A 13180-nucleotide genomic window follows, 5' to 3' on the forward strand; every position below is an offset into this window, starting at 1 on the left:
CTGAGGCTCCAGGCCGGTTCTCTGCCGGGCTCCCCCGGCCCAGGCTCCTGGCCGAGAGGGGACGTAAACGATTGCGCAAGCGTTTACGTACGGCGCCGAATGGGATACGTTCCCGGCCAGAACCCCGCGGCGAGCGGGTCGCGGTGGCCCAGGGAGGGGCGCGGCACAGGGAGGGGATCGTGATGGCAACCATGGCCGACGTCGCGCGGAGCGCCGGCGTGTCCGTGGCGACCGTCTCGCACGTGCTGAACGACACCCGGCCGGTGCTGCCCCACACCCGCCAGGCGGTGCTGGACGCCATGGACGAGCTCGGCTACACGCCCAACACGCTCGCCCGTTCCCTCGTGACCTCCCGCACCCGGTCCATCGGACTCGCGGTGTCGGCGATCAGCAACCCCTACTTCACCGAAATACTCCAGGGCGTCGAGGCGGGCGCCCTGGAACACGGCTACAGCCTGCTCATCGCCGACCCGCACGACGATCCCGTGCACGAACGCAAGGTCGTCCAGCTCCTGCACGAGCGCCGGGTGGACGGCATGATCGTCGCTCCTTCCGCCGACCCTCGCGAGCTCCTCGCCTATCTCGGGCGCCACAAGGTGCCGACTGTCCTTCTCGACCGCGTGGTCGACGCCCCGGCGGACGGCTCGACGGGGTTCGACCAGGTCTGCGCCGACAGCGCCGAACCCATGGCGCGGCTGGTCACCCATCTCGCCGAGCTCGGCCACCGTCGGATCGGCCTGATCGCCGGTCTGCCAGGGCTCAGCACCACCAGCGAGCGGCTCACCGGGTACCGCGACGGCCTGACGGCAGCCGGGCTCGCGTACGACGAGCACCTCGTCGCGCACGGCGACTCCGAGTCCGCCGGCGCCGAACGGGCCACCGCAGCGCTGCTGTCGCTCGCCACACCGCCCACCGCGCTCGTCACCGCCAACAACGCGATGACCATCGGCGCCCTGCGCGCCCTGCGTGGCCACGACCTTTCCGTGCCCGACGACATCGCGTTGTGCTGCTTCGACGACTTCGCCTGGGCCGACCTGTTCTCGCCCAGGCTCACCGCCATAGCCCAGCCCAGCAGGGACATCGGCGCTCAGGCGGTCCGCGTGCTCCTGGACCGTCTCGCGTCCCCCGACAGGCCCGCCCGGACCGTGCGTCTCCCCTGCACCTTGGTGCACCGCACCTCGTGCGGGTGTGCCGAAGAGCCGGGGCGGTCCGGGCGGTCCGGGCGGTCGGTGAGGCGCGAGAAATCCGCGACGTCCGAGGCCGCAGCGAAGCCCTCGACACCTGACAGTCCCGAACAGCCCCCGACGTCCGTGAAAGGAACCGTCTCGTGATCGTCGTCGCCGGTGAAGCCCTGATCGACCTGGTACCGCAGGACACGGGCGCCCTCGCAGGCCTGAAGCCGGCGCTGGGCGGCGGCCCCTACAACACCGCTGTGGCCCTGGGCCGCCTGGGCTCCCCCACCGCCTTCTGTTCCCGGACGTCCTACGACGCCTTCGGTGAGGCCCTGCTCGACGGGCTGCGGGCGGCCGGAGTGGACGTGTCGGCCGTGCAGCGCGGTATGGAACCGACCACGCTCGCGGTCGCCACCGTCGACGCCAAGGGGTCGGCCACCTACTCCTTCTATGTCGACGGCACCGCCGACCGGCTCTTCACGGCGCCTGCGAAGCTGCCCGCCGGGGCCCGCGCGGTGTCTTTCGGTACCTGTTCGCTCGTCCTGGAACCGGGGGCGAGCGCCTATGAGGAGCTGATGCGGAGCGCGGCTTCGCACGGGGTGTTCACCGCGCTCGACCCGAACATCCGGGCCGGACTGATCCCCGACCCGGACGGCTACCGGGCCCGGTTCAAGAGCTGGCTGCCGTCGGTGTCCTTGCTGAAGCTCTCCGAGGAGGACGCGCTGTGGCTGGGCGGCACGCCGCGCGAGTGGCTGGCCGCGGGACCTGCAGCCGTCGTGATCACCCGGGGCGGTGAGGGGCTGACCGCCTTCACGCCGGACGGCGCCGAGCACTCCGTGGCGGGTGAGGAGGTCGACGTCGTGGACACGATCGGTGCGGGCGACACCGTGAACGCGGCCCTGCTGCACGGGCTTGCCGCCCAGGACGCCCTGTCCGCCGAGGCGCTCGCGGGACTGGGGGCCGACGGCTGGACACGGCTGTTGCGGTTCGCGGCGCGGGCTGCCGCGATCACCTGTTCCCGGGCGGGCGCCGAGCCGCCGTATGCCTCCGAAGTGGGGGACTTCTGAGAGGCCTTCCGCTACGCGGCTCTCTGTTCCATTCGAATCCGCTGTTGAGCAGTCAAGGTTCGTCGCAGCCGCATGGATCGGGCCGCTGATGATCCAACGTGCGGCGCCCCGCGGGGAGTTCCCGCGGGGCGCCGCACTTTTGACGATGTGTCCGGCTCGTCGCTCGTGAGCCTCAGGCCTTGCGGGCCCGCGTCGTCTTCTTCGCGGGCGTCGCCTTCTTCGCGGCAGCCGTGGAAGCGGCCTTCTTCGTGGCCCCTGCCGCCTTGCCGGTGGCCTTGTTGTTGACCGCCTTCGTGGTCCGGGCGGTCGCCGTCTTCTTCGCGGTCGCCCCTGCCGCGACCGTCTTCTTGGCCGCAGTCCTGCGCGGGGCCTTCACCGAGGCCGCGTCGCTGATGCGATCGGCGTCGAGGATCTCGCGCAGGAACTTGCCGGTGTGGCTGGCCGGGACCGCAGCGATCTCCTCGGGCGTGCCCTCGGCGATGACCAGGCCGCCGCCGGCGCCGCCCTCGGGACCCATGTCCACGACCCAGTCGGCGGTCTTGATCACGTCGAGGTTGTGCTCGATGACGATGACCGTGTTGCCCTTGTCGACCAGGCCCGACAGCACCCTCAGCAGCTTGCTGATGTCCTCGAAGTGCAGACCTGTGGTCGGCTCGTCGAGGACGTAGACCGTGCGGCCGGTGGAGCGCTTCTGCAGCTCGCTGGCGAGCTTCACCCGCTGGGCCTCACCGCCGGACAGGGTGGTCGCGGACTGACCGAGCCGGACATAGCCGAGACCGACGTCGTTCAGCGTCTTGAGGTGACGGTTGATCGACGGGACGGCTTCGAAGAAGTCCATGGCTTCCTCGATCGGCATGTTCAGGACCTCGGCGATGGACTTGCCCTTGTAGTGGACCTCCAGGGTCTCCCGGTTGTACCGGGCGCCGTGGCAGACCTCGCACGGGACGTACACGTCCGGGAGGAAGTTCATCTCGATCTTGATGGTGCCGTCGCCCGCGCAGTTCTCGCAGCGGCCGCCCTTGACGTTGAAGGAGAAGCGGCCCGGCATGTAACCGCGGACCTTCGCCTCGGTCGTCTCGGCGAACAGCTTGCGGATGTGGTCGAACACGCCGGTGTACGTCGCCGGGTTCGACCGCGGGGTGCGGCCGATGGGCGACTGGTCGACGTGCACGACCTTGTCGACGAGGTCGTCGCCGTCCACCCGGGTGTGCCGCCCGGGCACGCTGCGGGCGCCGTTCAGCTCGCGCGCGAGGTGCGTGTACAGGATGTCGTTGACCAGCGTGGACTTGCCGGAGCCGGACACACCGGTGACCGCGGTGAACACGCCCAGGGGGAACGAGACGTCGATGTCCTGGAGGTTGTTCTCGCGGGCGCCGTGCACCGTGAGCTGCCGGGACGGGTCGTGCGGACGTCGGATGTCGGGCAGCGGGATCGACTTCTTGCCGGCCAGGTACTGACCGGTCTGCGACTCGGCGTTGGCGAGCAGCTCCTTCAGGGAGCCGCTGTGCACGACCTTGCCGCCGTGTTCACCGGCGCCGGGGCCGATGTCGACGATCCAGTCGGCGACCTTGATGGTGTCCTCGTCGTGCTCGACGACGATGAGCGTGTTGCCCATGTCGCGCAGCCGGACCAGAGTCTCGATCAGCCGGTGGTTGTCGCGCTGGTGCAGACCGATCGACGGCTCGTCGAGGACGTACAGCACGCCGACGAGTCCGGAACCGATCTGGGTGGCCAGGCGGATGCGCTGGGCCTCGCCACCGGAGAGCGTGCCGGCCGCGCGGTTGAGCGAGAGGTAGTCCAGGCCGACGTCGACCAGGAACCGCAGCCGCTCGTTGACCTCCTTCAGCACGCGCTCGGCGATCTTCTTGTCGCGGGCGTTGAGCTTCAGCTCGCCCAGGAATTCCGCGCAGTCGCTGATGGACATCGCGGAGACCTCGGCGATCGACTTCTCCATGATCGTGACCGCGAGGACGATCGGCTTCAGGCGCGTGCCCTCACAGGTGGGGCAGGGCACCTCGCGCATGTAGCCCTCGAAGCGCTCACGGCTGGCGTCGCTCTCCGCCTCGCTGTGCCGGCGCTTGACGAAGGGGACGGCCCCTTCGAACGGCGTCGTGTACACGCGCTCGCGCCCGTAACGGTTGCGGTAGCGGACCTCGATCTGCGTCTTGTGCCCGTACAGCAGGGCCTTCCTGGCGCGCTGCGGCAGGCCCGCGAACGGGATGTCCGTCCGGAATCCCAAGGCGTCCGCGAGGGCGCCGATCAGTCGGCCGAAGTAGTCCTTGGTGTGGCCGTGCGACCAGGGGTGGATGGCGCCCTCGTCGAGGGTCTTGTCCTCGTCCGGGACGATCAGCTCGGGGTCGACCTCCATGCGCGTGCCGATGCCGGTGCATTCGGGGCAGGCGCCGAAGGGCGAGTTGAAGGAGAAGGAGCGCGGCTCCAGCTCCTCGAAGGAGAGGTCGTCGTACGGGCAGTACAGGTGCTCCGAGAACATCCGCTCGCGCTCGGGGTCGTCCTCGGGGAGGTCGACGAAGTCGAGCACGACCATGCCGCCGGACAGGCCGAGGGCGGTCTCCACGGAGTCGGTGAGCCGGCGCTTGGCGGAGTCCTTCACCGTGAGGCGGTCGACGACCACCTCGATGGTGTGCTTCTCCTGCTTCTTGAGCGTGGGTGGGTTGGACAGCTGGATCGTCTCGCCGTCCACACGCGCGCGGGAGTAGCCCTTGGTCTGGAGGTCGGCGAAGAGGTCGACGAATTCGCCCTTGCGCTCGCGCACCAGCGGAGACAGGACCTGGAAGCGGCTCCCCTCCGGCAGCTCCAGGACCCTGTCGACGATTGCCTGCGGCGACTGGCGCGAGATCGGGCGGCCACACTCGGGGCAGTGCGGCTTGCCGATGCGCGCGAAGAGCAGCCGCAGATAGTCGTAGACCTCGGTGATGGTGCCGACCGTCGAGCGCGGGTTGCGCGAGGTCGACTTCTGGTCGATGGAGACCGCCGGGGACAGACCCTCGATGAAGTCGACGTCCGGCTTGTCCATCTGGCCGAGGAACTGCCGGGCGTAGGACGACAGCGACTCCACGTAACGCCGCTGCCCTTCGGCGAAGATCGTGTCGAAGGCCAGCGAGGACTTACCCGACCCCGACAGGCCCGTGAAGACGATGAGCGAGTCGCGCGGCAGGTCGAGCGAGACATTCTTCAGATTGTGCTCGCGCGCGCCACGGACGATGAGACGGTCGGCCACGCCGGTCCGCACCTTTCTTGAGAGAAGTGACAGGGGGGCGAGGCCCCCGTGCTTTCTCGGACTAGGCCCCCGTGATTCTCAGACTAGGGGGAGCCACTGACAACGCCGGTCGGATCCCCGAATGGGACAACAATCCCGAGCCATCCAGCATGCCCGACGTCACGACCGACCCTATAGCACGCGCATTCGATTAACGGCCCTCGTTCACCACCTTCACCCAAAGGTGTGGCGAGGCTAATGTCAGCACCATGATTGATCACGCTCGTGACCTGGTGTCTGTACGTGAAGCGACCGAAAGGCTGCTCACCGCAGCGGCCAAGCTGGACAACGCCGCGGTGGCCGAGCCGTCACTGCTTCCCGGCTGGAGCCGCGGCCACGTCCTCGCCCATCTCGCCCGCAACGCGGACGCCCTCGTGAACGTCCTCGAAGGGCGCCCCATGTACGTCTCCGCCACTGCCCGGGACGCCGACATCGAGCGGGACGCCCCTCGACCCCTCGAGGTGCAGCTCGCCGACGTGCGCGACAGCGGGGCCCGCTTCCAGGAGACGGGAGCGGCACCCGCGGACTGGTCACGGACGGTGGAGCTGCGCAACGGGGTCACCGACGCGGCGGCCCGGGTGCCGTTCCGGCGCTGGGTCGAGGTGGAGCTGCACCATGTTGATCTCGGGATCGGGTACGAGCTGGAGGATCTGCCGGCACAGTTCGTGGAGCGGGAGATCGAATTCCTCGCGGAACGGTTCACCGGGCACCCCGATGTGCCGCCGACGCGTCTCACGGACGGCACGCGCGCGTGGAGCACGGGCCGCGAGGCGGGCACTCCCGAGGTCACCGTCCGAGGCCCTGGACCCGACCTGCTCGGCTGGCTCGCAGGACGCCGCGACGGCTCCACGCTGACGGCTGAAGGCGGCACGCTGCCGTCGCTCCCGCCGCTGTAACAGCCGTACGGTCCCTGGGTCGCTCTGCCCGCGACGCTCTGCCGGCTGCGGTGGTCCGGACGGCCCGGGGACCGCCCTGCCGCTATAGGCTGCTGACATGACGTACAGCGGACAGGTGACGGTCGGTGGCCCTGCCGACGTGCACGAGCTCAAGGACCTGATGATCACCAAGATCGCGGTCGGCCCCATGGACAACAACGCCTATCTGCTGCGCTGCCGGGCCACCGACGAGCAACTGCTGATCGACGCCGCCAACGAGGCGGACACACTGCTGGGCATGATCGGTGACGACGGCATCGCGTCCGTCGTCACCACCCACCAGCACGGTGACCACTGGCAGGCGCTCGCCGCGGTCGTCGACGCCACCGGCGCGCGCACGTACGCCGGCCGGGACGACGCCGACGGTATCCCGGTGCCGACCGACGTCCTGGTCGACGACGACGACATCATCCGGGTGGGGCGCGTGGAGCTCACCGCGCGCCACCTGGTCGGGCACACGCCGGGCTCCATCGCCCTCGTCTACGACGACCCGCATGGACATCCCCATGTGTTCACCGGGGACTGTCTGTTCCCGGGCGGTGTGGGCAACACCCGTAAGGACCCGAAGGCGTTCGCCAGTCTGATCCAGGACGTCGAGACGAAGATCTTCGACGCCCTGCCGGACGAGACATGGGTCTACCCGGGGCACGGCAACGACACCTCGCTGGGCGCGGAACGGCCTCATCTGCCGGAGTGGCGCGCGCGGGGCTGGTGACCGCGGGCCGGTGGACGCCGAGCGGGGCATGATGAGGAACGCCCCGGCAGGCACGCGCGCCGTGCGCTCCCCGCGCACGCGCCCCGTGTGAACCCTTCACACGCGCTGGTGCCCTGCGCGCGCTCCCGGTGTGCGTTGTTGCGCAGTCAACTGGAAGCAGCCCCGCGCAGGATGACGGCTCCTGAGCGGTACGGGCCGCCGGTCTTCAACCCCGCCCTCGACCGGCGGCCCCGGCGGCTGCTGACATGGAAGCGGGCTCAAGCGGGCTCTGTTCACACGTACGCAACACCCGTTCCCACTATGCGGAAACTAACCGTCGTGACCTCGACAAACACGACGGGGCACTGCCAATCTCGCGCCATGCACCTTGCCCCCCGCGCGCTGCGCCACGCCGTCGTCGTCGCAACGACAGCCCTGATCGCCACCGCACTCGGCTGTGCTCCACAGCCGGAGGAGAAGGCCACCAGAACACCGTCGGGATCGGCCGGGAACACCTGCGCCAAGGGCGAGTTGGCCACCGAGACCTCCGGCAAGCTCACGATCGCCACCGACGAGCCGGCATACGAGCCCTGGTTCAAGGACGACAAGCCGGCCAACGGTGAGGGCTTCGAGTCGGCGGTCGCGTACGCCGTGGCCGAGCGACTCGGCTACGACAAGAGCGCCGTTGTCTGGCAGAGCGTGCCGTTCAACAAGGCCTTCGCACCCGGCGAGAAGACCTTCGACTTCGACATCAACCAGGTGTCGATCAGCGACGAGCGCAAAAAGGCCGTGGACTTCTCCTCCGGCTACTACGACGTCCGTCAGGCCGTCATCGCGCTGAAGGGAACCAGGGCCTCCAAGGCGAAGAGCATCGCGGACCTGAAGGGCCTCAAGCTCGGCGCTCAGGTGGGCACGACCAGCCTCGGCTACATCGACGACGTGGTGCAGCCGACCCGGCAGGCCGCCGCGTACGCCAAGAACGACCAGGCCAAGTCCGCGCTGAAGAACGGTCAGGTGGACGCCGTCGTGGTCGACCTGCCGACCGCCTTCTACATCACCGCCGCCGAGGTGACGGATGCGACGATCGTCGGCCAGTTCGAGAACCAGGGTGGTTCGCCCGAGCAGTTCGGGCTCGTGCTCGACAAGGGCAGCGCGCTCACCGAGTGCGTGACGGACGCCGTCGACGCACTGCGCGAGGACGGCACTCTGGGCAAGCTCGAGCAGCAGTGGCTGTCGGACGCCGTCGACGCTCCGGTCCTCAAGTGACGGTCACGAAGGAGGAGTCCGGCCAGGAAGGTGCGGACGACAACGATGGCATGCCCGGTGCGGGCGACGACGGCTACGTCCCCTCCCGGCGACGCCTCGACCGCGAGCGTTACAAGAGGGCCCGCGCCCGCCGCGCCACGGCCATCGCGGCGCTCTCCACGCTGGTCACAGGCGTCGTTCTCTACCTGGTCGTGGTCAACGCGCCGGGTTGGCCGCGTACCAAGGAGACGTTCTTCGACTGGCAGTACGCGCGCGAGGCGTTCCCGAAGATCCTGGAAGGGCTCTGGCTGAACGTCCGGCTGCTGCTGATCTGCGGCGCGGCCGTGCTCGTCCTCGGGATGCTCATCGCCATCGCCCGTACACTGCGCGGCCCGGTGTTCTTCCCGCTGCGGGCGCTGGCAGCCGCGTACACGGACTTCTTCCGGGGTCTTCCGCTCATCATTAACCTCATGATCGTCGTCCTCGGCGTCCCCGCGCTGCGGCTGCAAGGCGTGACCGTCGATCCCGTGCTGCTGGGCGGTGCGGCGCTGACGTTGACGTATTCGGCCTACGTGGCCGAGGTGTTCCGCGCGGGCATCGAGTCCGTGCACCCCTCGCAGCGCGCCGCGGCACGCTCACTCGGCCTCACCAACCGGCAGGCGCTGCGGCACGTCGTCCTGCCCCAGGCCGTACGCCGTCAGGTGCCGCCCCTACTCAACGACCTGGTGTCGCTGCAAAAGGACACCGGGCTGGTCTCGATCGGCGGTGCGGTGGACGCCGTGCGGGCCGCGGACATCATCGTGGGCCGCAGCCTCAACTACACGCCGTACATCGTCGCAGGCCTGATCTTCGTGGCACTGACCATCCCGATGACGCGCTTCACGGACTGGGTGACGGCCCGGATGGACCGTCGGCGCGCCCAAGGAGGAGCCCTGTGAGCGACACACCTGTGCTGCGCATGGAGTCCGTGCGCAAGTCCTTCGGCAGCTCGGTCGTACTGCGGGACGTCGACCTGGAGGTCACCCCGCACACGGTCACCGCGCTGATCGGCGCCTCCGGCTCCGGCAAGTCCACACTGCTGCGCTGCGCGAACCTCCTGGAGGACATCGACGACGGCGCGATCTGGCTGGACGGCGAGGAGATCACCGATCCACGCGTAGACCAGGACGCCGTACGGCGTCGTATCGGCGTGGTGTTCCAGGCGTACAACCTCTTCCCGCACATGACGGTCCTGGAGAACATCACCCTCGCCCCCCGGCGCGTGCACGGCGTGTCCCGGGCGGAGGCCGAGGCACGCGCGCGTGAGCTGCTGGAGCGGCTCGGGCTGGCCGACAAGGCCGGCGAGTACCCGGACCGGCTCAGCGGCGGTCAGCAGCAGCGGGTCGCGATCGTGCGCGCCTTGGCCGTACGTCCTCGGCTGCTGCTGCTCGACGAGATCACCGCCGCCCTCGACCCCGAGCTCGTGGGCGAAGTCCTCACCGTCGTCCGCGACTTGAAGGAGGACGGCATGACGATGGTGCTGGCCACACATGAGATGGGGTTCGCACGGGAGGTCGCCGATCAGGTTTGTTTCCTGGACGGAGGCGTGGTGCTGGAGCGTGGCACGGCCGAGCAGATCTTCGGCGATCCGCAGCAGGAGCGCACCCGGCGCTTCCTGCGCAGGATCGTGGAGGCGGGACGCCTGTAAGGCCCCCCGGGCATGTGGCAGGCGTGTGTAAGGACCGCCCCTCCATGGCGGGCGGTCCTTACACCTCCGCGCCGCTCGCCGACGTCACGTGTCGGCCTGCCCCTGCCCCGCGAGCGCTGCGACCCGTTCCACCCCGAAGACATACCCCTGCACACCGCACCCCGCGATGACCCCCTCGGCACGCAGCGAGACGTAGGAGTGGTGCCGGAACGACTCGCGCTTGTGGATGTTGGAGATGTGCACCTCCAACACCGGAAGGCCGTCACAGGTGTTGAGCGCATCCAGGATCGCCACGGAGGTGTGCGAGTAGGCACCGGGGTTGATCACGATCCCGCAGTGGCTCAGCCGTGCCTCGTGGATCCAGTCGACCAACTCCCCCTCGTGGTTGGACTGCCGGAAGTCGATCGTGCCGCCGTGCGCGGCAGCCGCCTTGACGCACAGAGCCTCGACATCGGCCAGGGTCTCGGAGCCGTAGATCTCCGGCTGGCGCTGGCCGAGCAGGTTCAGGTTGGGGCCGTTGAGGATCATGATCGGGGCGTTGGCCAGGGTGCGGGGCACGGTTCCTCCGGTCCGTCGGGGTTGCGCGGTCCATCGAAGACCGCTGCTCAGACCCCGGTTTATCACGGTGCACGGTGCACGCCGTGCGTCCTACCCTCCCGGTATGACCGCGATCTCGTACCCTCCCAAGCCCTCCCCCGGCGACCGCGTCGCCATCATCTCCCCAGGCGCGGGCCTGCCCGGGCTCTTCCCGCTCCCCTACGAGCTGGGTCTGGAGCGGCTGCGCAAGGAGTACGGGCTCGAACCGGTCGAGTACCCGGCGACCCGCAAGATGGGCTCCACGCCTCAGGAGCGGGCCGACGACATCCACGCCGCCTTCGCCGACCCGGACATCAAGGCGGTCATCGCGTCCATCGGCGGCGACGACCAGATCACCGTGCTGCCTTTGCTGGACCGGGAGTTGATCCGGGCGAACCCCAAGCCGTTCTTCGGAATGAGCGACAACACGAACCTGCTCATGTTCCTGCGCAACACCGGAATCGTCGGCTATCACGGCGTGAGCGTGATGTGCGAGCTGGGCCGCCCCGGCGCCATGCACTCGCAGACCGCCGACTCCCTGCGGGCCGCCCTGTTCACGTCGGGCGCGTACGAACTCGGGCCCGCCGAGCGCTGGAACGACATCAACCGCGACTGGGCCGACCCGGCGACCTTCGATGCGCAGCCGCAAACGCGGCCGGGAAGCGGGTGGACCTGGGTGAACGCCGGCCAGGTGGTGGAAGGCCGCACCTGGGGCGGCTGCCTGGAGATCGTCGGCTGGCTGCTGATGGCCGACCGCGAGATCGCGCGTGACCTGTCGGAGTACGAGGGCGGAGTGCTGTTGCTGGAGACGTCGGAGGAGATGCCGAGCGCCAACGAGGTCTTCTGGACCCTGCGCAACATGGGCGAGCGGGGACTGCTCCAGCGCTTCTCCGCGCTGCTGATGGGCCGCGCGAAGACGTGGTCCTTCGAACACCCCAACGGCCCGGAGGAGGCCGCTCGTTACGCAGCTGAGCAGCGCGAGGCCGTGCTGCGCGCCATGCGCACGTATGCCCCCACCACGCTCATCGTCTTCGACGTGGACCTCGGACACACCGACCCGCAACTCGTCATCCCTTACGGCGGCACCGTGCGTGTCGATGGCCCCGCCCGGCGCATCACCGTCACGTACTGAACGCGGCTGACCGCCCCCGCGCGCCCCCGTAACTCGTGGTCACCGTGGGTAGTTGACGCAGCATGCACGACGTACGCACCGTAAAGGCGCCCTCCATGCTGCGGCTGGCCGCCGCGTCGCTCGCCGGAACGGCCATCGAGTTCTACGACTTCTTCGTCTACGGGACCGCGGCGGCGCTGGTCCTCGGGCCGCTGTTCTTCCCGACGTTCTCGCCGTTGGCGGGAACCCTGGCCGCCTTCGCGACGTTCGGCGTGGGCTTCGTGGCGCGGCCACTGGGGTCGGTGCTGTTCGGGCACATCGGGGACCGGCACGGACGCCGGCCGGTCCTCGTCGCCTCGCTGCTGCTGACCGGTGCCTCCACGGTCGCGGTCGGCTGCGTGCCGACGTACGACACCATCGGTGTGACCGCTCCCCTGCTGCTGCTCCTCCTGCGCTTTCTGCAAGGGCTCGGGCTCGGCGGCGAGTGGGGCGGGGCCGTGCTGTTGACCGTGGAGCACGCGCCGGCCGGGCGGCGCGGCCTGTGGTCGAGCTTCCCGCAGGTCGGGCCCGCGCTGGGCTTCCTGCTCGCCAACGGGGTGGTGCTGGGGCTGTCGGCGACGCTGACCGACGCGCAGTTCGCCGCGTGGGGCTGGCGGGTGCCGTTCTGGGCCGCGGGTGTGCTCGCCCTGGTGGGGCTGTGGCTGCGGTCGTCGCTCACCGAGAGCCCTCGGTTCCTCGAAATCGACGAGCCCGCGCGCGTGCCGCTCGCCGAGGTCGTCCGCGGTCACTGGCGGCTCGTTCTGCTGACGGCCGGGGCACTGTCGATCGGATACGCGATCTTCTACACCGTGACGACCTGGTCCCTCGCCTACGCCACCGAGCGACTCGGCGTGGGCCGCGGCATCATGCTGGTCTGCATCATGGGCGCGGTGGTGGTGAAGGGCTCGCTCACACCGGTCGTGGCTATTCTCGGCGACCGGTACGGCCGGCGGCCCCTGTGCCTGATCGGGTGCGCTGCCTCCGCCCTGTGGATGTTCCCGTTGGTCGCGCTTCTCGCCACGGGCGAGCCGCTGCTGATGTTCCTCGGCTTCCTCGGGGCGATGCTCGCGTTCATCACGATGTTCGCGGTGATCGCCGCGTATCTGCCGGAGTTGTACGAGCCCCGGGTGCGCTGCACGGGCGCCGCGGTGGGCTACAACCTCGGCGGTGTCCTCGGGGGCGCGCTCACGCCGATCGTGGCGACGGCGCTCGTCGAGCAGGGCGGTCGGGTGCCCTGGGGTGTGGGGGCCTATCTGACGGGGGTCGCGCTGCTCAGCCTGGGGTGCTTCGCGCTGCTGCCCGAGACGCGTCCGGTGGCCGCGGTGGCGGCGGAGCCCGCCACGGGGTGACGGGCTCCGGAACGCCGCGAGTACGGAC

Annotated in this window: 11 protein-coding genes; 9 read left to right on the plus strand and 2 right to left on the minus strand. The window is 69.5% G+C overall.

Features of this window, described 5'->3' with window-relative positions:
• Window positions 1-182 precede the first annotated feature (182 nt).
• Window positions 183-1331 carry a LacI family DNA-binding transcriptional regulator gene (locus ACFY5C_RS15155; RefSeq protein WP_389444485.1) on the plus strand — a complete coding sequence of 383 codons (1149 nt, stop codon included), beginning with the start codon at window positions 183-185 and terminating at the stop codon, window positions 1329-1331.
• Window positions 1328-2239: a carbohydrate kinase gene (locus tag ACFY5C_RS15160; protein ID WP_389444487.1), complete on the plus strand. Its 912-nt coding sequence runs from the start codon at window positions 1328-1330 to the stop codon at window positions 2237-2239. Before ACFY5C_RS15155 ends, ACFY5C_RS15160 begins: the two co-directional genes overlap by 4 nt.
• A gap of 172 nt (window positions 2240-2411) precedes the next feature.
• Here the strand turns inward: ACFY5C_RS15160 and uvrA are convergent, their stop codons facing one another.
• A complete protein-coding gene (gene uvrA / locus ACFY5C_RS15165; protein ID WP_389444488.1) occupies window positions 2412-5477 on the minus strand; it encodes an excinuclease ABC subunit UvrA in 3066 nt (1021 codons plus the stop codon).
• 248 nt (window positions 5478-5725) lie between these two features.
• Between uvrA and ACFY5C_RS15170 the strand changes: the two genes are divergently transcribed.
• The 5 genes from ACFY5C_RS15170 to ACFY5C_RS15190 all read left to right on the plus strand — a co-directional run bounded on the left by ACFY5C_RS15170 (window position 5726) and on the right by ACFY5C_RS15190 (window position 10077).
• Entirely contained in the window at window positions 5726-6412 is a 687-nt protein-coding gene (locus ACFY5C_RS15170; protein WP_389444490.1) for a maleylpyruvate isomerase family mycothiol-dependent enzyme, read from the plus strand.
• Between the two features lie 97 nt (window positions 6413-6509).
• A complete protein-coding gene (locus tag ACFY5C_RS15175) occupies window positions 6510-7166 on the plus strand; it encodes an MBL fold metallo-hydrolase (protein WP_389444491.1) in 657 nt (218 codons plus the stop codon).
• A 360-nt stretch (window positions 7167-7526) separates the two neighbouring features.
• Window positions 7527-8411 (plus strand): ABC transporter substrate-binding protein, encoded by an 885-nt coding sequence (locus ACFY5C_RS15180; protein ID WP_389444493.1) that lies wholly within the window; start codon window positions 7527-7529, stop codon window positions 8409-8411.
• A complete protein-coding gene (locus ACFY5C_RS15185; RefSeq protein WP_389444494.1) occupies window positions 8408-9328 on the plus strand; it encodes an amino acid ABC transporter permease in 921 nt (306 codons plus the stop codon). Before ACFY5C_RS15180 ends, ACFY5C_RS15185 begins: the two co-directional genes overlap by 4 nt.
• A gap of 20 nt (window positions 9329-9348) precedes the next feature.
• Window positions 9349-10077: an amino acid ABC transporter ATP-binding protein gene (locus ACFY5C_RS15190; protein WP_389444822.1), complete on the plus strand. Its 729-nt coding sequence runs from the start codon at window positions 9349-9351 to the stop codon at window positions 10075-10077.
• An 84-nt stretch (window positions 10078-10161) separates the two neighbouring features.
• Here the strand turns inward: ACFY5C_RS15190 and aroQ are convergent, their stop codons facing one another.
• Window positions 10162-10635, minus strand: coding sequence for a type II 3-dehydroquinate dehydratase (gene aroQ / locus ACFY5C_RS15195; RefSeq protein WP_389444496.1), 474 nt, complete (start codon window positions 10633-10635; stop codon window positions 10162-10164).
• 103 nt (window positions 10636-10738) lie between these two features.
• Between aroQ and ACFY5C_RS15200 the strand changes: the two genes are divergently transcribed.
• Together ACFY5C_RS15200 and ACFY5C_RS15205 are read left to right on the plus strand one after the other, a co-directional pair.
• Complete coding sequence (locus ACFY5C_RS15200) at window positions 10739-11785, plus strand: S66 peptidase family protein (RefSeq protein ID WP_389444497.1); 1047 nt, start codon at window positions 10739-10741, stop codon at window positions 11783-11785.
• Window positions 11786-11847: 62 nt separating this feature from the next.
• On the plus strand, window positions 11848-13152 hold the full coding sequence (locus ACFY5C_RS15205) for an MFS transporter (RefSeq protein ID WP_389444498.1): 1305 nt from the start codon (window positions 11848-11850) through the stop codon (window positions 13150-13152).
• The last annotated feature ends 28 nt before the right edge of the window (window positions 13153-13180 follow it).

Source organism: Streptomyces sp. NPDC012935 (assembly GCF_042900345.1).
GTDB lineage: Bacteria > Actinomycetota > Actinomycetes > Streptomycetales > Streptomycetaceae > Streptomyces.

Coding starts and splice junctions, on each gene's coding strand:
- ACFY5C_RS15205 (WP_389444498.1), top strand. CDS start 11,848: ATGCACGACGTACGCACCGTAAAGGCGCCCTCCATGCTGCGGCTGGCC.
- ACFY5C_RS15170 (WP_389444490.1), top strand. CDS start 5,726: ATGATTGATCACGCTCGTGACCTGGTGTCTGTACGTGAAGCGACCGAA.
- ACFY5C_RS15190 (WP_389444822.1), top strand. CDS start 9,349: ATGGAGTCCGTGCGCAAGTCCTTCGGCAGCTCGGTCGTACTGCGGGAC.
- ACFY5C_RS15180 (WP_389444493.1), top strand. CDS start 7,527: ATGCACCTTGCCCCCCGCGCGCTGCGCCACGCCGTCGTCGTCGCAACG.
- ACFY5C_RS15175 (WP_389444491.1), top strand. CDS start 6,510: ATGACGTACAGCGGACAGGTGACGGTCGGTGGCCCTGCCGACGTGCAC.
- ACFY5C_RS15200 (WP_389444497.1), top strand. CDS start 10,739: ATGACCGCGATCTCGTACCCTCCCAAGCCCTCCCCCGGCGACCGCGTC.
- ACFY5C_RS15155 (WP_389444485.1), top strand. CDS start 183: ATGGCAACCATGGCCGACGTCGCGCGGAGCGCCGGCGTGTCCGTGGCG.